This window comes from Nitrobacter sp. 62-23, assembly GCF_001897285.1.
Lineage (GTDB): Bacteria > Pseudomonadota > Alphaproteobacteria > Rhizobiales > Xanthobacteraceae > Nitrobacter.
Genome location: NZ_MKSM01000025.1, coordinates 1 through 20,864, shown reverse-complemented (window position 1 = coordinate 20,864; position 20,864 = coordinate 1). Strand labels below are relative to the sequence as shown.

Annotated in this window: 15 protein-coding genes and 1 pseudogene; 12 read left to right on the top strand and 4 right to left on the bottom strand. The window is 62.5% G+C overall.

The genetic code is table 11. The features are described from left to right. On the top strand, positions 1–984 hold a 984-nt coding region (gene tyrS / locus BGO16_RS03005; RefSeq protein WP_292617126.1), incomplete at its 5' end, for a tyrosine--tRNA ligase. A 47-nt stretch (positions 985–1,031) separates the two neighbouring features. On the opposite strand, the gene BGO16_RS03000 is transcribed toward tyrS, so the two are convergent. After that, positions 1,032–4,664: a DUF3971 domain-containing protein gene (locus BGO16_RS03000; RefSeq protein ID WP_292617125.1), complete on the bottom strand. Its 3,633-nt coding sequence runs from the start codon at positions 4,662–4,664 to the stop codon at positions 1,032–1,034. 315 nt (positions 4,665–4,979) lie between these two features. Here BGO16_RS03000 and BGO16_RS02995 point away from each other — a divergent pair, with 315 nt between their 5' ends. The 4 genes from BGO16_RS02995 (at position 4,980) to BGO16_RS02980 (ending at position 9,448) form a co-directional block, all read left to right on the top strand. Next, complete coding sequence (locus BGO16_RS02995) at positions 4,980–5,615, top strand: peroxiredoxin (protein WP_292617124.1); 636 nt, start codon at positions 4,980–4,982, stop codon at positions 5,613–5,615. Between the two features lie 100 nt (positions 5,616–5,715). After that, complete coding sequence (locus tag BGO16_RS02990; RefSeq protein WP_292617123.1) at positions 5,716–7,047, top strand: peptidoglycan DD-metalloendopeptidase family protein; 1,332 nt, start codon at positions 5,716–5,718, stop codon at positions 7,045–7,047. A 206-nt stretch (positions 7,048–7,253) separates the two neighbouring features. Next, entirely contained in the window at positions 7,254–7,490 is a 237-nt protein-coding gene (locus BGO16_RS02985) for a hypothetical protein (protein WP_292617122.1), read from the top strand. A gap of 77 nt (positions 7,491–7,567) precedes the next feature. Next, the gene (locus BGO16_RS02980) at positions 7,568–9,448 is read left to right on the top strand and encodes an ABC-F family ATP-binding cassette domain-containing protein (RefSeq protein ID WP_292617121.1); all 1,881 of its coding nucleotides are present in this window, start codon (positions 7,568–7,570) and stop codon (positions 9,446–9,448) included. Positions 9,449–9,516: 68 nt separating this feature from the next. Here the strand turns inward: BGO16_RS02980 and BGO16_RS02975 are convergent, their stop codons facing one another. The 3 genes from BGO16_RS02975 to BGO16_RS02965 form a co-directional block, all read right to left on the bottom strand. Continuing rightward, positions 9,517–10,056, bottom strand: coding sequence for a hypothetical protein (locus tag BGO16_RS02975; RefSeq protein ID WP_292617120.1), 540 nt, complete (start codon positions 10,054–10,056; stop codon positions 9,517–9,519). Positions 10,057–10,222: 166 nt separating this feature from the next. Continuing rightward, positions 10,223–10,672 carry a DNA polymerase III subunit chi gene (locus BGO16_RS02970; protein ID WP_292617119.1) on the bottom strand — a complete coding sequence of 150 codons (450 nt, stop codon included), beginning with the start codon at positions 10,670–10,672 and terminating at the stop codon, positions 10,223–10,225. Next, positions 10,669–12,174: a leucyl aminopeptidase gene (locus BGO16_RS02965; protein WP_292617118.1), complete on the bottom strand. Its 1,506-nt coding sequence runs from the start codon at positions 12,172–12,174 to the stop codon at positions 10,669–10,671. Before BGO16_RS02965 ends, BGO16_RS02970 begins: the two co-directional genes overlap by 4 nt. A gap of 370 nt (positions 12,175–12,544) precedes the next feature. Here BGO16_RS02965 and lptF point away from each other — a divergent pair, with 370 nt between their 5' ends. The 7 genes and pseudogenes from lptF to BGO16_RS02930 form a co-directional block, all read left to right on the top strand. Next, a complete protein-coding gene (lptF, locus tag BGO16_RS02960; protein ID WP_292617117.1) occupies positions 12,545–13,714 on the top strand; it encodes an LPS export ABC transporter permease LptF in 1,170 nt (389 codons plus the stop codon). Beyond that, a complete protein-coding gene (gene lptG / locus BGO16_RS02955; protein ID WP_292617116.1) occupies positions 13,711–14,808 on the top strand; it encodes an LPS export ABC transporter permease LptG in 1,098 nt (365 codons plus the stop codon). The genes lptF and lptG overlap by 4 nt, the downstream gene beginning before the upstream one ends. Before the next feature lie 95 nt (positions 14,809–14,903). Then, positions 14,904–17,297 (top strand): LPS-assembly protein LptD, encoded by a 2,394-nt coding sequence (locus BGO16_RS02950; RefSeq protein WP_292617127.1) that lies wholly within the window; start codon positions 14,904–14,906, stop codon positions 17,295–17,297. 79 nt (positions 17,298–17,376) lie between these two features. Then, positions 17,377–18,309, top strand: coding sequence for a peptidylprolyl isomerase (locus tag BGO16_RS02945; protein ID WP_292617115.1), 933 nt, complete (start codon positions 17,377–17,379; stop codon positions 18,307–18,309). A 128-nt stretch (positions 18,310–18,437) separates the two neighbouring features. Beyond that, on the top strand, positions 18,438–19,442 hold the full coding sequence (gene pdxA / locus BGO16_RS02940) for a 4-hydroxythreonine-4-phosphate dehydrogenase PdxA (protein WP_292617114.1): 1,005 nt from the start codon (positions 18,438–18,440) through the stop codon (positions 19,440–19,442). Next, positions 19,439–20,302 carry a 16S rRNA (adenine(1518)-N(6)/adenine(1519)-N(6))-dimethyltransferase RsmA gene (rsmA, locus tag BGO16_RS02935; protein WP_292617113.1) on the top strand — a complete coding sequence of 288 codons (864 nt, stop codon included), beginning with the start codon at positions 19,439–19,441 and terminating at the stop codon, positions 20,300–20,302. The genes pdxA and rsmA overlap by 4 nt, the downstream gene beginning before the upstream one ends. A gap of 12 nt (positions 20,303–20,314) precedes the next feature. Next, a pseudogene (locus BGO16_RS02930) lies at positions 20,315–20,836 on the top strand (alcohol dehydrogenase catalytic domain-containing protein); the annotation flags it as partial. Between the last annotated feature and the right edge of the window lie 28 nt (positions 20,837–20,864).

Sequence of the window (20,864 nt, the reverse complement as noted above, 5' to 3'; positions counted from 1 at the left end):
CGCGCGATCCGCAGCGTCGCGGAAATCGAGGCCAACAAGGCCAGCATTCGCGGCGTGTTCGCCAAGGTGCTGCGTTACGGTTCCGGCGCGACCGATGCGGTGATGCTGGACAATGCCGAATGGCTGACCAAGCTCAACTGGATCGAGATGCTGCGCGACATCGGCCGGCACTTCTCGGTCAACCGGATGCTGACGATGGACTCGGTCCGTCTCCGTCTCGAGCGGGAACAGGAGATGAGTTTTATCGAGTTCAACTACATGATCTGCCAAGCTTATGATTTCGTCGAACTGTCGCGGCGCGTCGATTGCCGCCTGCAGATGGGCGGTTCGGATCAGTGGGGCAACATCGTCAACGGCGTCGATCTCGGCCGCCGCATGGGAACGCCTCAACTGTTCGCCCTGACGACGCCGTTGCTGACGACGGCATCGGGCGCGAAGATGGGCAAGACCGCGCGAGGCGCGGTCTGGCTCAACGCCGACGCCTTCAGCCCTTACGACTTCTGGCAGTACTGGCGCAACGTCGAGGATGCCGACGTCGTCAAATTTCTGAAGCTGTTCACGATCCTGCCGATGGGCGAGATCGCGAAACTGGCTGCCTTGCAGGGCGCGGAGATCAACGAGGCCAAGAAGGTGCTGGCGACGGAAGCGACCGCGCTCCTTCATGGCCGGGATGAAGCCGAGAAGGCCGCCGACACCGCGCGCACGACTTTCGAGCAAGGCGCCATCGCGGAGAGCCTTCCCACGCTGGACATTCCGCACAGCGAGCTTGCAAGCGGAGCCGGCGTGCTCGCGCTGTTCGTGAAGGCGGGTCTTGTCGCCTCGAACGGCGAAGCACGCCGCCAGATCAAGGGCGGCGGCCTTCGCGTCAACGATGTCGCCGTCACCGACGAGAAGATGATGCTGACGCCGGACCATCTAACGCCCGAGGGCGTAATCAAGTTGTCGATGGGCAAGAAGCGCCACGTCTTGCTAAGGCCGGCATAGGAACTCTGCACGGCGGCGTTGACGCGGCGGCGCGCGCAAGCAGACGATCAGTTGCTGCTCTGAGACGGATATTCGATCTGGCTGGCGGGCTTGCCGGTCTGGAATTCAAAAATTTTGCGCAGCACGCCGGGCGCCATGGCCGAGATCGGGTTGACGCGCAATTGCGGCTGGCCCGGCGTTCCCACCACCTCGTAGGTCACACCGATCAGCCCCTCATTGCTGCCGCCGCCAAGAAACGGACCCAGGATCGGAAGCTGTCCAAAGATATTGTTAAGCCCGTACATCGGCACGAAGGTGCCGCTCATGCGAACCTGATTACCGGGAAAGTCGATATTGCCCTCGATCGTCGCGCCGATCATCGGCCCCTTGACGACGCCCTCGTGCACCGTGAGTTGCCCATTCTGCCGGGTGAATTCCGCGCGCAGACGTGAGAATGAAATACCGTTCTGAGCGGTCCGGGGGCCGCCCGCCGCGGCGCGATCCAAAGCCGCCTCACCCTTGATCGTGAAATTGCTGACGTTGATGAGCCCCTGCTTGGCGCGCGGCTCGGCGGTTGGCGGATCCATGGCCAGTGCGAGCTGACCGCCAAACATCTTTCCATACGTGTCGGTAAAGCGAAAGAACGCGCCCGCATCGTCGGTCTCGATCAGGATGATGTCCCGACCCTGCGGGCGACCGCGCAGATCGCCCTTCAGCGAAGTATCGCGGCCGATCTTGCCGCTCATTGCGAAGCTGCGGATCGAGCCGTTCCGACGGGCCATCTTAACGTCCACGCTGCGCACGGCTTCGCCGTAGAATCCGGCCACGGCTCCAACCTTCAGGTCAATGTCGACATCGATGCTCCTGGCCTGGCCTTTGGTGTCGGCCTGCTTGCCGGAGATCGCCGATTTGATAAAGCCGCGGCCATCGAACACGTCGCCGCGCATGACGACCTTCAGCACGCCGTCTCCATTGCGCTCGGCCTTCAGAGAAGCCTTGTCACCCTCTGACGGCGCATAGACCGGGAAATTCGCGTTCAACAGATCGCCGTTCTGATCGATCTCCAGCGACCCCTTTATCATGACGCCGCTACCGTCGATGACGATATCCTCCAGGCGCGTCGACTGCGCTTTGCGCACCACATTGAACGTCGCATGGCCCGACTTTCCCGGCAGCTTGACCCAGCCCGGCAGAAGGTTGTCGAGTTTCAGCGATGTCAAATCGGCATCGATGCCGATCTTGCTGTCCTTGTCGGCGCCGATTTTCCCAACCAGCTTGATCGGAACAGCACCCGTCGCGCCGGCGCCGAGGTCGATCCCGAGTTTTGCGCGGCTCGCGTCATCGAGGGTGGCCTGCAACTTGATATCGGCGTCACCCTCCGTCGGCTTGCGATAATCGAGCGAAGCCGGCTGCCCGTTGATCCTGACGTCACCCTTGACCTGGTATCCCTGATTGTTGGCGACCACCTTCAGCGTGTTCGCTTCGAGCTTCTGATTCATGACCAGGCCATCGGCGGCAAAACCCGCGAGATCGGCGGTGAGGGAATAGGTCGTATCTTCCTTGGTGATCTGACGCCTGATCGGCAGGCCAAGCGCGATCTGCGCTGCCACCGTTCCCTTGCTGGAGTTCGGATCGACCAGGTTACCGGTGAATTCGCTGAGACGGTCCGAGGCGAGAATTTCGGCGGCTGCGGGCACCGGACCATCGATCCTGAACCTCACTTTGGCCGGTGCGGGCTTGGGCGCCATGTCCGGCACCTCGAAAACGATGTCGGAAATGTTGAGCTTGCGGCCGGCCGGGGTATCGGCGGCAGCCTGCCCGATCGTCACCGTCGCGGTTCTGCCGGTCACGCGCGCTGTCATGTCGGCGTCGCGGATTGAAGGCATCTCATCGACGGGATGCAGCGTCACATTGCTTGCGGCGATATCGACGGAAAGGCCATCATCCGGGATCGGCGGCCCGCGTCGCGACAGGTTATGGAGCGGAGAATTGACGCCGATTTCAATGCGCTGGAGGGAGCCTCGTCCGATTCGCTCGATAACCCATTCGCGCACCTCCGGCACGATCAGGACCGGCCACATGCTTTTCAGCGCAGCCACGGACATCGGCGTCCCGGCGAAGCCAAGTTTCAGCCGTGGCTCTTCTGAATAGTCGATGCTGCCGGTGCCGGCGACGCCAACCTCGCCGTTGCTGATATCGGCCTGAGTCAGCCTTATCTGCCTGTGTTCTGTATCGAACTGCAATCCGACCGCGATGTGATTGAAGATCAAAGGTTCTTCGCCATCGGAGCCGGCGAGGACGATGGTGCCACCGCTCAGACCCATCTGCCAGTCCGGAATATTGCCATTCGGCGGCTCAAGACGGGCAAGCAGCGTGATTCGATTCTGGCCGGACACGATTTTGAACGGCGCAACGAGGACACGCCGTGCCGAATCCCACTCCATGTTCATTTCGATCTGATCGATCGCCATGGGATAATCCGGCGTATCGGTGTCGATGATCGTGCCTTTGCCCGCGAAGAAGCTGCCGCGCAGGTAAGTCGGCAGACCGTCGCGGCCGATTTCGCCCTTCAATTCGCCACTGAGCGGCATGTCCGCGCTATAGGTGAGATCCTTGATGCGCAGCGCCAGCAGAATGTTTTTCGCCGGAACGCCGGTGGCGCGCAGATCAATGGGACGCACGCCATCGGCGGACGGACCGACAGTGACCTGAAGCGACCATGGCTGGCCGCCTCCTTCGCCGACGCTGAAGGCGACGCCGCCTCCGCTTGGGCGGCGAAGGCTCAGGCTGATATTGCTCAAGTTCCAACGATTGCCGCGCTGCTGGTCGTCGACCACCAGCCGACCGTTTTTCAGACCGATCTCATTGAGATTCTGCCCGTCGAGCCCCGACCGGCTGAGACTGTCAAGCCAGTTCAATCCCGCCAGAAGCGCGCCCGCGCTGTTGTCGCCGCCCTCGGCACCTACCGGCGCGGCGGTGGTCTGGGATTCGCCGTCCGATTGGGACGTCGGCTGTGACGGTGCGACGGCGGAGGGGACAATGCCGGGTGCGAACGGCGGATCGGATGGCCGCGCCGGCGCGATACCCGTGGCGAGGGGCCTGGCGTTATCGCCCGCCGAAACGGTAACCCGACCGTCCGGCGTGATCCGCACCGCGAGTTCGGCATCGACCAGATTGAGACTTTCGGCACGCAGTCGCCCGGTCAGCAGCGCCATGCCGGACAGTTTCACCTCGGCTTTCGGCGCGCTGGCAACGATCACATGATCGCGGTCACGGACCACGACGTCACGAACACGAACCGCGATACGAATTCTGCCGGCGCGCTCGATCTGCGTGCCGCCGATCTCCACGGTGTTGCCGTGACCGATGTTTTCCTCCATCGCGGCGACAAGCCAGGGCGTCATCATATCGAGATTGACGGGGCCGGCGCCAAGGCGCCACCAGAGCGCGCCGAAGCCTCCCGCGAATACGACCGCCAGCACGCAGAAAGTGATCGCGAGCCGCCTGACCCGGCGTTCGCCCACCAGCCAGCTTTTGAGCCGCCCGAGCCGATCGCCCAACCTGTGGATTCCGGAATCAGAGCGCGACAGCAGCCGGCGCACGTGGCGGCTTTGAGCCTCGTCGTGCTCCACGTCCCAACCGGCATCTTCCCCGTGCGAGATTTGCTCTTGCGAGACCTGGTCGCCGCCACGCTTCGGCATTGGGATCGGCGTCTTGCTTGTCATTGCCTCTACGTGCCGGCCGGGACCAGAGCCGCCACCGCCATCGATCCGTGCGCCGCTCCCGGACGAACGCTCTCGTGACGGTACTTCAGCCAATCCGCAATGTAACATGTCACGCATCATCCGACCCCTAAGTGTGCTTGCCGAGCAGAAAACGGGACGGAAGTTCGTGAATCCCTTGTAGACATACCCCGTGATCGGCGGAAATGCACAACGGCCACGGCTCGAGTCGCCTTGGCATCTCCGGGAGTCGGTGCGGATACTGAGCGCCGGAAAGCGACGAAAGGAAGGCGTATGTCCAAGAAGACACGCAAGAAATCCTCTAATACAGTCGTTTCCGACCCCGCCCGCCCGACGGCCGCAAGTCGCGCAAGAACGGCCCGAAAGGACGCTTCGTCGTCTCTGCCGACAACGGGCGAAAAGCCCAAATCGCGATCGGCGGCCCCGCCGCCCATGTCTCGGACGCCAAGCCTTGTGGAAGGCTCGCGGGCCCCTTCATTCACTCTTCCCCGGGATGGCGGCGGCCGTGTATCGCTCGCCGATTTCGCCGGAAAGAAGCTGGTGATCTTTTTCTATCCGCGCGCCAACACGCCGGGCTGTACCCGGGAGGCGATGGATTTCACCCGTCTCGCGAAAGAATTCGCGGCTTGCGGAACGACGGTGCTGGGCGTCTCAGCCGATTCGGTGAAGACGCAGGAATCATTCCGCACCAAGCACAAGCTGACCACTCCTCTCATCTCGGATGAAAAGCACGAGATGCTGGAAGGCTACGGGGCCTGGGGCGAGAAATCCATGTATGGCAAGGTCTTCCTCGGCATCATTCGCACGACCGTTCTGGTGGCGGCTGATGGCCGGATCGCCCGCATCTGGCGCAGGGTCAAGGTCGACGGGCACGCCGAACAGGTCCTTGCGACGGCCCGCGGGCTGTAACGACGCACCGCCATTTTCCAAAAATTAACCATGAACGGTTCAAATCAGCACCGAAGTTGAGCCGACTGGAACTCGTTTTCAGGCCGGCGCGGGAGTGCCGATGTCGTACCGTTCCAGTCAGTATGCCGAGTATTCGCAGCATCGCGCGCACGATCATCGACATCCCTCCCGCCAGGCGGCGTCCGCCGCCTCGCGGCCGAGGGAGAAGCAAGCCCACCAACGTGGCTACACGCTTGCCCATGCCGGCAGGCAGGTCCGATTCGGCCCCGTGGTGTTCTGGATTGTCGTGGGGACCGTCACGCTGCTTGGTATCTGGTCGGCTGCGACCGCGACCTACTTTGCATTCCGCGATGATGTGCTGACGCGGCTCATCGCGCGCCAGGCCGACATGCAGTACGCGTATGAAGACCGCATTGCCGAATTGCGCGCGCGTGTCGATCGTACCACCAGCCGCCAATTGCTCGATCAGGAGCAGTTCGACAGAAAGCTCGAAGAGATCGCACGCCGTCAGGCAGTGCTCGAATCTCGCGCAGCCGCCCTGAACGCCCTGCCGGACGTTTCAACAACAGGCTCGATCAAGGGGGCGTCCCGGAAGACGGAAAAGGGTGCGGATGCAGGCTCGCCGGGATTTGCAAAACCCACCCCGATCAACGACACCGCCACTGCCGACACGGCGTCCGACCTTCGTAAACAGCCGATCCGGTTTGAGAAAACCACAGGTCAAATCAACAAGCTGATGCGGCTTGAATCGTCGCTCGACCGGATCGAGAGCCGTCAGGTCGCCGAACTGAATGCGGTTGAAAATCGGATGGAAACGCGTGCGCGCCGGTTGCGCGGCGTATTCTCCGACCTCGGGCTCAGCATGGCGAAAATGGAGGCCGGAACACCGCATTCCGGCACCGGAGGCCCCTACGTGCCCGTCAAGCTGCGGCCCGACGCCGGCCCATTCGAGCGCCAGCTCACCCGTGTCAATCTGACCCGGGCGCAGATCGACCGGCTTAACGGCGCCCTCGCCCTCGTCCCTTATCGGAAACCGGTGGTCGGCGGGATCGAATTCACCTCCGGCTTCGGCGTGCGCGTCGATCCGTTCGTCGGGCGGCCGGCGATGCACACCGGTCTTGATTTCCGCGCGGCGATGGGAGATCCCGTGCGCGCGACGGCGAATGGAAAAGTTGTTTCCGCCGGCTGGGCGGGCGGCTACGGACGGATGGTCGAGATCGATCACGGCAATGGCCTGTCGACCCGCTACGGGCATCTTTCCGCGATCGACGTGAAGGTCGGCCAGTCCATCAAGATCGGACAGGTCGTCGGAGAAGTGGGATCGACCGGGCGCTCGACGGGTCCTCACCTACACTACGAAACGAGGATCGACGGAGAGGCCGTGGATCCCCAGAAATTTCTCCGTGCCGGCATACGCCTGAACGAGGGTTAGGCCAGCAACCGCGATTGGCTCACCCCGACCTGAGCCTCCGGTCGATTCGGCGAGGAACCTTCGCGATTTTCCGCGCATGTTCGCCAGCCCTACATTCCCGCGTTTATGCTCGCGGATTCAACCTGCTTTGGGCAATTCGGCGGAAACAATCTGCCGGTCCGTGACTTAACACGATGTCTTCTATGATACGGAAGCGGAACGAGGAAATGACCAACCAACCCGCCCAAGGTCCTGACCTGATCGATGCGAAAACCAGCAGGACGGTTGCCGAGGCGATCGGTGAGCGGCTGCGAATCGATGCCCGGCCGGAACAGTCCAAGCTGCCCTTTCAGCTCCAACTTCTGCTGGACCGACTACGGATGCTGGACATTGCGCCGCAGGATATTGGGCGTGAGGGCACTTCACGCATCGTCCCAGATTGCCGTATGTCCGGTTCCCGTTAATCAGGCGTCGGTCGCTGACCTCTCGCGGACGACCACAAATGGGTTGCGTTTGGTCGGCGCAGCGGTGAAAAGCCGCCATGCTTTCCCTCACCGACATCTCGATCCGCATCGCCGGACGGCTTCTGATCGACCATAGTACCGTACAGATCGTGCCCGGCGCTCGCGTCGGCTTTGTCGGCCGCAACGGCGTCGGCAAGTCCACCCTGTTCCATGCAATCCGCGGTGAACTTCCGACGGAGACCGGCTCCATCGCCTTTCCCCCGCGCTGGCGCATCGGCAGCCTTGCTCAGGAGGCGCCCGACGGCCCCGAAAGCCTGATCGAAGTGGTGCTCAAGGCCGACGTCGAGCGGCACGCTCTGTTGCACGAAGCGGAAACCGCGCGCGACCCGGGCCGGATCGCGGACATCCAGACGCGTCTCGTCGATATCGATGCCCATTCCGCGCCGGCGCGTGCGGCGTCGATCCTGAGCGGCCTTGGATTTTCGACAGCGGATCAGGCCAGGCCCTGCGCGGAATTCTCGGGCGGCTGGCGCATGCGGGTCGCGCTCGCCGCAACTCTTTTTGCCGCGCCCGATCTACTGTTGCTGGACGAGCCGACCAACTACCTCGACCTCGAAGGGACGCTGTGGCTGGAAGATCACCTCGCGCACTACCCGCGCACGGTCATCATCATCAGTCATGACCGCGACCTGCTCGATACGTCCGTCGATCAGATCCTGCATCTCGATCGCGGCAAGCTTACCCTCTACAAGGGCACCTATTCCTCTTTCGAGGACCAGCGCGCCACCCGCGAGATGCTCGACGCCAAGCACGCCAGGCGGCAGGCCGACGAGCGCAAGCGGCTGCAGGCCTTCGTCGACCGCTTCAAGGCCAAGGCCTCGAAGGCGCGTCAGGCGCAATCGCGCGTGAAGATGCTCGAACGCATGAAGCCGGTGACCGCGCTGATCACGCAGGACGTGCGTGAGATTTCGTTCCCCGCGCCCGACAAGCTGCTGTCGCCGCCGATCATCGCCGTCGACGATGCGGTCGTGGGCTACGACCCGGATTCGCCGGTGCTCAAACGCGTGACCCTGCGCATCGATGAAGACGACCGCATCGCCCTGCTCGGCGCCAACGGCAACGGCAAATCCACTCTCGTCAAGCTGCTCGCGGGAAAGCTGCAACCGTTTGCGGGCGGGGTGGTGCGCGCCGACAAGCTGTCGATCGGCTACTTCGCCCAGCATCAGACCGACGAACTGGACCTCGAGGGCTCGCCTTACGATCATGTGCGCCGGCTGATGCAAGGCGCGCCGGAAACGAAGATACGCGCGCGCGTCGGCGCTATCGGCTTTTCCGGCAAGGCGGGCGACACGCTTGTGAAAAGCCTGTCGGGCGGCGAGAAAGCGCGCCTGCTGCTCGGGCTTGCGACGTTCTTCGCGCCGAACATGATCATTCTCGACGAGCCGACCAATCACCTCGACATCGACAGCCGCGCCGCGCTCGCTGAAGCCATCAACGAATTTCCGGGCGCTGTCATCATGGTCTCGCACGATCGCTACCTGATCGAAGCCTGCGCCGACCGGCTGTGGGTGGTCGCGGACCACACCGTCACCCCTTACGATGGCGACCTCGACGATTACCGCCGCGCGGTTCTGTCGGCGCGCGGCCTGCGCATGAGCGGGCGCGACCGCGCGTCATCGGCCGAGCGCGACGATGGCCGTGAGAAGCCGAGGCGCAACAAGACTGAAAAGCGGACGCCGCTCAAACAGAAGATCGCGGACGCTGAAGCCGAGATCGAGCGGATCACCGGCATCATTGCCAAAATCGATGCCGCCCTGGCGTTGCCGGATCTGTTCAAGCGCGACCCCAAACAAGCGGCGCAACTGAGCAAGGCACGCGTCAGCGCGACCAGCGCGTTGCAGCGCGCCGAAGAGGAGTGGCTTGAGGCCAGCGCATCACACGAAGAAACAGCGGGTTAGAGAACTTTTTCGATTTTGGCAGCAAAAGATGACGATAAAGCCCTGACGGCAACCCGCCGCTGTAAATTTCAGGTCGCCGCGCCCTTTTTCTTTTTCGCGCGCCGCTCCGGCCTGGGCGATGCCACCGGTTCTGGCGCCTTTTCGATCGAGGACAGGCGCCCCGCGGTAAATGTATAGATTCCGGCGCGAGGCCCGTGCAGGAACGTCAACACCGCAACGCGATCGCCGTGCGGATTGTTGGAAAGGCTGACGTTGTCGGGCGCGCCGATGCCGCGCGCCACATCGCATTCGGTGTGGCCGAGCGCCACCGTGCCCGTTAAAGGCGCCGTGGACGCTGTCGTTGTCGGCCTCCCTGCTGCACTGTCGGAAAGCGCGCTGGATTCGCCCGCGCCGATCGGCGGCGCCATGCCCGGACAAAGGCCGTCCGCGCTGATGAGGTCGTCCGGAGTCACCGGCTTGTCCGGTGTCAGCGGCGGCGTTTCAATCGAAACGTTCTTGGTGAACAGCCTGCCCGACCTCGAAAACCACTCCGCATCCTTGGCAGACGACAACATATCCGACGCGCTGCCGCAGCCCGCGACGAGCGGCGCCACGAAAAGCAACGACATCAAGGCCCTTCGGTGAGATCTGGGCTGTTTCACGATGGACTCTGTTCCTGATCGATCCTGAAGACTCGTCCGAACACCAATTTGAGGCATGACCATGGCTGGTCGTCGGCCTGAACCAAAAAGCCTCAAATATCCCTAAATTACAATACGCCGTTATATACCGCAGTTAACGACGCTGCCAGCGCCCCCGGTCGTCCGCCTGCCAGTAGGTCACCTCGAACCCTCGCGACTTGCAGTCGGCCCAGACGGCGCGCGCGGCGTCCAACGCGAGGCTGTCGTCGCCGTCGAAGATCAGCACCAGCCGCTCATAGGTGTCCGCACTCTCCGGAAGCGGGGCACTGTCGATCAGAAATCTGACGGTTGCCCGATTGGGATTGTGTCCGTCGATTGTCAGCACGATCGGCTGCTCACTTGCGTCCTCGATCCGCCAGGTCGCATGCGGCAGGAACGAATCGTCGCGATAGGTCCACAGATGCGCGTCGAGCGCCTCGGCGCGCTCCTCCGATGTCGTGTGCACGACGGCCCGCCAGCCGCGCTCGAATGTCTTTTCGAGCAGCGGCGGCAGCACGTTTTCAAGCGGCATGTTCTGCAAATGATAGAACAGGACCTCGGTCATCGCCGCGCTTCGTAGTACTCCGCAACCAGCCGGTCCAGCAGGCGAACGCCGAATCCTGATCCCCAACTCTGATTGATGTCGGATTTCGGAGCGCCCATCGCCGTTCCCGCGATGTCGAGGTGCGCCCACGGCGTGTTGTCGACGAACCGTTGCAAAAGTTGCGCCGCCGTGATTGAGCCGCCGAAGCGGCCGCCGGTATTCTTCATGTCGGCGAACTGCGAATCGATCAGCTTGTCGTATTCGGGGGCGAGCGGCATGCGCCAGACCCGCTCGCCGGTCTCTAGGCCGACTTTGGTCAGCCGCTCCGACAATTCATCATTGTTGGAAAACAGGCCGGCGTGTTCGGTGCCGAGCGCCACCATGATCGCGCCGGTCAGCGTCGCGAGATCGATCATGATCTTCGGCTTGATTTTTTTCGCGACGTACCAGAGCACGTCGGCGAGGACCAGCCGGCCTTCCGCGTCGGTATTGATGATCTCGATGGTCTGGCCCGACATCGAGGTCACGATATCGCCAGGCCTCTGCGCGTTGCCGTCCGGCATGTTCTCGACGAGACCGATCGCGCCGACGGCGTTGACCTTCGCCTTGCGCGACGCGAGCGCATGCATCAATCCGACCACGCAGGCCGCGCCGCCCATGTCGCCCTTCATCTCTTCCATATTGCCGGCGGGCTTGATCGAGATGCCTCCGGTATCGAAGCAGACGCCCTTGCCGACGAAGGCGATCGGCGGTTCGCCCTTCCTGCCGCCGTTCCAGCGCATCACCACCGTCCGGCTGGGCCGCGCCGACCCCTGCCCGACGCCCAACAGCGCGCCCATGCCGAGCCTGGTCATCGCCTTGACGTCGAGAACGTCGATCCTGACCCCGGCCGTGCGCAGCCGGCTGGCGCGCCGCGCAAATTCCTCGGGATAGAGCACATTCGGCGGCTCGTTCACGAGATCGCGCGCGATGATGATGCCATCGACAACGTGATTGGCCGGCGCGAACGCCTTCTTCGCGGCAGAAACGTCGGCAACCGCGATCGACACCTCGGCATGCAGCGCCGCTGTATCGTCGCCGTCTTTCTTCCTGGTCTTGTAGCGATCGAATTTGTAGGCGCGCAACCGGATGCCGGACGCGAACGACGCCGCCTGATCAGGGCTCATCGCCGCGGACGGCAGCTCCGCAACGATTGTCACCGCGCCGCCGACACCGCGAATCTTTCCGGCCAGGACGCCGCCGAACTTGAGGAAATCGCTATCCTTGAGAGCCGACGCCTTGCCTGCGCCGACGACGATCAGCCGATCAACCTTGAGTCCCTCCGGCGCAAGGATATCGAGCGTCGCCGCGCTCTTGCCCTTGAACCGATTGGCCGCCGAGGCTCGTTTAACGATTGCGGCTGACGCTCCGAGAGCCTTGCTCGCGGCCCGGCCGAACTTCAAAGTCTCATCGCAGAACACCACGAGGATACCGCGCGGCGCGGCCGAAAACGGAACAAAGCCGACCTTGACGGCGTCGGGCATCAAAAATCCTCCAAAATCAGGGACGGCGCAGCGCCGAAACCGGCTGGCTTGTGAAGGCGCGACTATGACCTGTCAAAGGCAATGCTGCCAAGGGTCTGCGAACCCGGATCAGCCATCCGCGGCCGTAATGGCTCCAAAACACCCCGGCGCACAGATTTGAAGTTCCGCCGCCTTGACGGCAAGGCAATATAGGCTGGAATTTAACCATAATCGATGCGCATCGAGGCTCGGCCATTTTGTTGACAGATCAAAGGGATGGTACTGAGAGGCGAGTCAGGTAAACAATTGCCGGGGGTTTGGGGGAAGCCTCCACCGGAATCGGCGTGCGGCCGGTTGTTCTGATCCGGAGGACGGGGGATCGTTCAGACCAATGGGGTCGATCGATAAGTATATTTTCCGGACGACGCTGGCGTCGTTCGTCGTGGTCCTGGTCAGCCTGACGGGCGTGATCTGGATTACGCAGGCGTTGCGCGGCATCGACCTGATGACGAGCCAGGGTCAGACCATTCTGACGTTTCTGGGGATCACCAGCCTCGCGATCCCGGTGCTGGTGCTGATCATCTCACCGATCGCGCTGATGATCGCGATTTCGCACACCCTCCACAAGCTTGCGACGGATTCCGAAATCATTGTGATGAACGCCGCCGGCCTGTCGCCGTTCCGGCTGTTCCGGCCTTTCATCTACGCCACCGTGGTGGTGGCATTGCTGGTGGCGTTCATCGCAGCCTATCTCGCACCCGACGGGATGCGCCGGCTGAAACGATGGGACGCCGAGATCACCGCCGACGTTCTGGCGAACGTTCTGCAGCCCGGCCGATTTGCGCAACTCGATCAGAACCTGACAATCCGGGTTCGGGAACGCCAGCCCGGCGGCCAGCTTGTGGGGATATTCATCGACGACCGCCGCAATCCAGATGAGCGGCTCAGCATCATCGCCGACCGCGGAACCGTGATGAACAACGACAACGGATCGTTCCTCGTTCTGGAGAAAGGGCACCTGGAACGACTCGAGGCCGGCAAACGCGAGCCGACCATGGTGGCGTTCCGCCGCGACGCGTTCGATATGTCGAAATTCTCAAACCGTGGGCGCGACGTCGTTTACGGCATCCGCGAACGCTACCTCTGGGAACTGATCGTACCCGGTCCGGCGGACCCGCTGGTTCAGCAGATGCCGGGTCAGTTCCGCGCCGAGCTTCACGATCGCCTCACGGCGCCGATCTATCCGTTTGCGTTCGCCGCGCTGACCTTCGCGTTCCTCGGCACGCCGCGCACGACGCGCCAGAGCCGCAATTTTTCCATGGGAGCGGCGATCGCCGCCGTGTTCGGGCTGCGCATGGCGGGCTTTGCACTTTCGGTCATGACCGTGAAGACGCCGACAGCCGCGCTGCTGCAATACCTGCTTCTGTTCGGCGCAATCGGCCTCAGCATCCGCGTGATCGTTGCCGGCACCGTGCTCGAACCGCCGGCCGCGCTGATGGAGGCAATCAACAGATCGAACGCACGGCTCCTTCGACTGTTCGGGAGGCCGGCGGCCGCATGAGCATGTTGACGAACACACTGGGCCGCTATTTCGCCGGCCGTTTCGCGGTGGCTGCGCTCGGCGTGTTCGCCAGCATCTTCCTGCTTCTCGTTCTCGTCGACTACATCGAAATGGTCCGGAGAACGTCCGGACTTGCGTCTGCGTCCGCACTCATGGTCGCGGAAACATCGCTGTTCAGGGTGCCGCAACTGCTGGAAAAACTGACGCCGTTTTGTGTCCTGATCGGCGCCATGACCTGCTACCTGGCCTTGTCGCGGCGGCTCGAACTGGTGGTGGCGCGCGCCGCGGGCGTCTCTGCATGGCAATTCATCTCGCCAGCGCTCGCTTGCGCGCTCGTCCTCGGCGTGCTCGCGACCACGGTCTACAATCCGATGTCCGCCAACCTGCGCGAACTGTCCAAGCGGATGGAGGCCGAACTGTTCGGCAGCGCCCCCGGAGGTGGCCTGCAGGACGCATCCGGCTTCTGGATCAATCAGGCGACCGACGAGGGTCAGGCGATCATCAACGCCGTGCGCAGCGAGCAGCAGGGCGTTCGCCTGACCGGCCTCACCGTGTTCAGGTTCGATCCCGACTCCCGGTTCAAGGAGCGCATCGAGGCCCGCGAGGCGACCCTTGAGGACGGCCACTGGCTGTTCAAGGACGTCCACCGCTTTACCCTCGACAGCCCTCCGGTCGAACAGGAGCGATTCGTCCTGCCGACGAGTCTCACTCCGGCCCAGGTGCGGAACAGTTTCTCGACCCCCGAGACTGTGTCATTTTGGCAACTGCCGGGCTATATCAGGTCGTCCGAGAGTTCGGGCTTCGCCACCGCAGGCTACCGGCTGCAATATCACAAACTCCTTGCACAGCCGTTTTTGCTGGCAGCGATGGTGATGCTGGCAGCTTCGGTGAGCCTCAGGTTCTTCCGCTTCGGCGGCGTGCAAAAGATGGTTTTAAGTGGCGTGGGATCGGGCTTTCTGCTCTATGTCCTGTCCAAGGTAACTGAGGATTTGAGCAAGGCCGAACTGATGAATCCGATCGCTGCGGCGTGGCTGCCCGTCTGTGTGGGCGGCCTCGCCGGCTTTTTGGTCTTGCTGTACCAGGAGGACGGGTAGTGGCTGCAATCGCTGCCCCCCGAAGACGCTTGCGTGCTTGCGAGCGGCGCGCCTCCCCGCGCCGCCGGATCGGCGTGTCCGCGATTCTATTCTCCCTGATCCCCGCAGCCCTCAGCCTGCTCGCCGTCGTCTTTCTGGGCATCGTCACGGTCGCGCCAGCCGCCGCCCAGAGTTTCACCTTCAATCCTCACCCGACAAAGCCCAAGCCGCCGCCGGCTCAGAACAACGGGCAGATGCTCGTGCAGGCAACCGAACTCGATTACGACTACAACAACTCCCGCGTATCGGCGGTCGGCAACGTCCAGATGTTCTACAACGGCACGAGCGTCGAAGCGGACAAGGTTATCTACGACCAGAAAACCAAGCGGCTCCACGCCGAGGGCAACATCCGCATGACCGATGCGGACGGCAAGGTCACCTACGCCAACATCCTCGATCTGAGCGACGACTATCGCGATGGCTTTGTCGACTCGCTGAGGGTCGACACCGCGGACGCGACGCGCATGGCCGCAAGCCGGGCCGATCGGACCAAGGGCAACTACACCGTCTTCGAGAACGGCGTCTACACCGCCTGCGCACCTTGCAAGGATGATCCGAAAAAGCCGCCGCTGTGGCAGGTCAAGGGTGCCCGCATCATCCACAATCAAACCGAGAAGATGCTGTACTTCGAGGACGCCCGGCTGGAATTTTACGGCGTGCCGCTGGCCTACATGCCGTTCTTCTCGACGCCTGATCCGACCGTGAAGCGCAAGAGCGGCTTTCTGATGCCCTTTGTGTCTTCCTATGACAAATTCGGGGTCGGGGTCGAGGTCCCCTATTATTTCGCGCTCGCGCCGAATTACGACCTGACCCTCTCGCCTCGCTTCACCACGCGACAGGGCGTGCTGATGCAGGGCGAGTTCAGGCAGCGCCTTCTCGACGGCGCCTATCAAATCCGTGCTTATGGCATCAACCAGCTCGACCCGGACGCCTTCGGTTCAGCTCCCGGCAACCGCGACTTCCGTGGCGGCGTCGATACCAAGGGCCAGTTCGCACTGAACGACAAATGGGTCTGGGGCTGGGACGGCGTCCTGCTGAGCGACTACTTTTTCTTCTCGGACTACCGGCTCAGGCAGTACAGCGACCCGCTGCAATCGTTCCTGAGTCTGCCGACCGAGGCGATCTCGCAACTTTATCTGACCGGCGTCGGCAACCGCAGCTATTTCGATGCCCGCACGATCTACTATCTCAGCTTTTCCGGCAACCAGAGCCAGGTTCCGGTCGTTGCACCGGTCATCGACTATTCGAATGTTATCAACCACGCGGTTCTGGGCGGAGAGTTCAGCTACAAGTTCAACTTCGTCAATCTCACGCGTGATCAGGCCCAGTTCGATCCGATCTCGACGCTCGCGAATACCTCATACCTGTGTCTTCCGACATCCGCCGACCCCATGGCGCGGACGCCGAACAACTGCCTGCTGCGCGGCGTTCCCGGCACCTATACGCGCCTGACCGCCGAAGCGCAGTGGCGGAAGTCGTTCACCGATCCCATCGGCCAGATCTGGACACCATTCGTTTCGCTTCGCGCCGACGCCATCAATGCCGACATCTCGAACCAGCCCGGCGTGTCCGACTTCATCCAGCCTGGCAACACGAGCACGGTTCGCCTGATGCCGGCGGTTGGCCTCGAATATCGCTACCCCTTCATCAACGTTCAGCCCTGGGGCACCACCACGATCGAACCGATCGCGCAAGTCATCATCCGTCCGAACGAGTCCTATGCGGGCAAGCTGCCGAACGAGGACGCACAAAGCCTGGTGTTCGACGCAAGCAATCTCTTCAGCGTCGATAAGTTTTCCGGATACGACCGTGTGGAAGGTGGCGGCCGCGCCAATGTCGGCGTGCAGGCGACGACCCAGTTCGATCAGGGCGGCGCGATCAATTTCCTGTTCGGCCAGTCCTATCACCTGTTCGGCCTGAACTCGTTCGCCGTTTCGGATATCAGCAACACCAGCGTCGATTCCGGCCTGCAGCGCGCGCAATCCGACTATGTGACGAGCATCAATTATTCACCCAACAGCATCTTCACATTCAGCACGCGCGCGCGTTTCGATGACAGAACTTTGAACGTGCAGCGATTCGAGGCCGAAGGCCGCGCCGCATTCAACCGCTGGTCTGCGAGCGTGTTGTACGGTGATTATGCCGCGCAGCCTGATCTTGGATATCTTACACGTCGCCGGGGCATTCTGGGCTCGGGCTCCGTCAAGATCGCATCGAACTGGGTCGTGCAGGGTGCGGCACGCTGGGATCTGGAAGCCGACCAGATCAACCAGTATACTATCGGCGCAGGATACGTGGACGACTGTTTTGTTCTCGGTCTCAACTACGTCACCTCGTATACATATTCCGCAGGATCAACGCCGCCCCAGCTTAACCATGCTTTCATGCTCCAACTTGGCTTGCGGACACTGGGTCAGACCCGCGGGGCAGCCGGCTCTGGCATCCAGTAGTTTCAGAGCGGCGACAACTGGATGGCGGAGTGCTCCGCCGATGTCCCGGTTCACCAGAGACTTGCTAAGCGCGACTGACATGAACATGATTTTACTCCTTCGGGCGTTTCGCCGCCTTGCCATATTCGCAGTTCTTTTGTTGGCGTGTTTGAACTCGCCGCTGCATGCGCAGGCCGTGGCGGTCATGGTCAACGGCGAGCCGATCACCACGTTCGACATCGAACAGCGCAGCCGGCTGATTCAGATATCGACGCACAAGACCCCGACCCGGCAGCAGGTGATCGACGAACTGATCGACGAAAAGGTGAAGGTCAAGGAAGCCAGGAAATACGGCGTCAACCCGACATCGTCGGATATCGACCAGGCCTACGCCAGCATGGGCGCCCGAATGCGAATGTCGCCCGATCAGTTGACGAAATCGCTCGCTTCGCAAGGCGTCCGCCCGGACACGATCAAGGCGCGCCTGAAGGCCGATCTCGTCTGGGGAAGCCTCGTGCGCGGGCGCTTCAAGGACAGCCTTCTTGTCAGCGACCGCGACGTGAACGAGGCGCTGAAGGCCAGCGGCGGCGACCAATCGAAAACCGAAGGGTTCGAATACCAGATGCGCCCCGTGGTGTTGATTGTCCCGCGCGGAGCGGCCGCTTCCGCAATGGAGGCCCGGCGCAAGGAAGCGGAGTCCTTGCGCGAACGCGTTCAGTCATGCGCGGATGCGGCTCACCTTTTCAAGGCGATGCGGAACGCCACGATACGCGATACCGTCGTCAAGACGTCGGCCGATCTGCCGCCGCCGCTTCGCGATCTGCTCGACAAGACGCCCGTGGGTCATCTGACCCCGCCGGAGATCACGCGGCAGGGCGTGGAAATGGTCGCTGTCTGCGAAAAAAAGGTGACCAGCGTGGATACCCCGAAGAAAAAGGAAATCCGCGAGAAGATGTTCGCCGCCAAATACGAGAAGAAATCCAAGGATTATCTGGACGATATTCGGAAATCAGCGATGATCGAATATCGTTAGGGCGACGCCGGAAAAACGGGCGAGTGACCGAGTGACAATGGCGCTCGCGTCTTCCTTCGACCGGGGACAAACAATATTGTGAGCGGCGGCATGTGCTTGACGGAAGGCCGCGCTGGAGCGACCGCGTTGTGAAGCCTCTTGCACTGACCCTTGGCGAGCCGGCCGGCATCGGACCTGATATCGCGATCGCAGCGTGGCTCCGCCGCAACAGCGATGCCGTTCCGCCGTTCTATCTCCTTGGCGACCGGGCATTCATCGCCGCACGCGCCAAGCTGCTTGGAGTGGATCTTCCCCTCGCGGACGCCGCTGGCGGCGACATCTCTCGGATATTCACCGAAGCGTTTCCAATCGCTGCAACCGGCCATCCGACAACCGCGCGGCCCGGTCACCCCGACGACAACAGCGCGGCCGCGGCCATCGGGTCGATCCGCCAGGCGGTCAACGACGTCGTTGCCGGACACGCAGCCGCGATCGTCACCAACCCGATCGCCAAGAGCGTGCTCTATCGTGCCGGGTTTGCTCATCCCGGTCACACCGAGTTTCTCGCCGAACTGGCGGCGAGCGACGGCAAGCCGCGGCAACCAGCGATGTTGCTGTGGTCATCCGATCTGGCGGTCGTGCCTGTTACGATTCATCTTTCCTTGCGCGAGGCGATCGCGACGCTGTCGAGCCCGATGATCGTGGACACCGTCCGCATCGTCGTTTCCGATCTGCAATCACGCTTCAAGATCGCCCGGCCCCGCATAGCGGTGTCCGGACTGAACCCCCATGCCGGAGAAGACGGCTCGCTCGGAACCGAAGATCAGATGATCGTCGCTCCCGCCGTCGCAACCTTGCGCGCCGAGGGGATCGATGCCAGAGGCCCGCTCCCCGCCGACACCATGTTCCATGAAGCGGCGCGACGGACCTATGACTGCGCGATCTGCATGTACCACGATCAGGCGCTGATCCCGGTCAAGACGCTGGCTTTCGACCGCGCGGTCAACGTCACGCTGGGACTGCCGTTCATCCGGACATCGCCCGATCACGGCACGGCCTTCGACATCGCGGGCACCGGGCGCGCCGATCCATCGAGTCTGATCGCGGCGCTGCGCCTGGCCGCGCAAATGGCGGACGCAACGCATTCGGCATGAGCACAATTGACGACCTCCCTCCGCTGCGTGACGTCATCAAACGCCACGCGCTGTCGGCGCGCAAATCCCTGGGGCAAAACTTTCTGCTCGATCTGAACCTCACCGCACGGATCGCGCGCGCCGCCGGCCCGCTTCAAGATGCCACCGTCATCGAGGTCGGCCCTGGTCCCGGCGGATTGACCCGAGCGCTGTTGGCCATGGGGGCTGGGCGTGTAATCGCCATCGAGCGTGACGAGCGTGCGCTCGGACCGCTGGAAGAAATCTCGGACCGCTATCCCGGACGCCTCACCATCATCAACGCGGATGCGATGCAATTCGATCCTCGTCCGCTGCTCGGCCCGACGCGCGCAAAGATCGTCGCCAACCTTCCGTATAACATCGCAACTGCGCTTTTGATCGGCTGGCTGAGCATCGAGCCGTGGCCGCCCTGGTATGACGCGATGGTGCTGATGTTCCAGCGCGAGGTGGCCGAGCGGATCGTCGCCCGCGAAAACGAGGAAGCATATGGCCGCCTTGGCGTGCTGTCGAACTGGCGCGCCGAGACCAAAATCCTGTTCGACATATCGCCCGCGGCGTTCGTGCCGCAGCCCCAGGTCACCTCCTCCGTCGTTCGGCTCGTGCCTCGCGACAAGCCTGAGAGTTGCGAGCGCCGGCTGCTCGAACAGGTCGCCGCCGCCGCCTTCGGACAGCGTCGCAAGATGCTGCGGCAGAGCTTGAAATCACTGCCCGTCGATCCGGCGTTACTGACCGCGGCCGCCAATATCGACCCGACCCGGCGAGCCGAGACCGTTCCGATATCCGGCTATGTTGCCATGGCACGCGAATTGGCGGACTTACGAAGCAGAACAAACAGGGCCTGAGGAGAAAACGTGATGGCCCTCATGAGACGCCAATCGCTCGTGACATTCGATGCGCCGTTGCGCGAGACCACTATCGATGCACCGAAGCCGCAGGGCCGCGAGGTTCTGGTGCGGGTGGAGCGCTGCGGACTCTGCCATTCCGACCTGCATTTGCAGGACGGCTACATGGATCTCGGCAACGGCAAACGGCTGGATACGACTCGTGGCATGGCGCTGCCCTTTACCCTCGGGCACGAGATTGCCGGGGTTGTCGACGAAGTCGGCCCGGACGCGCCGAAAGACATCGTCGGGCGAAAGAAAGCGGTATTTCCCTGGATCGGCTGTGGTCAGTGCCGGGACTGTGTGGCCGGGGACGAAAATCTCTGCGCCAGAAACCGCTTTCTCGGCGTTTCGATCGACGGTGGATTCGCCACTCACGTGCTGGTGCCGGACGCAAAATACCTGCTCGACTACGATCCTCTGCCGGTCAACATGGCGGCGACGCTGATGTGCTCCGGCATCACCGCCTATGGTGCTCTAGGCTCGATACTCAATTGTTCTTGCGGTGATTGATTGGGGCTGA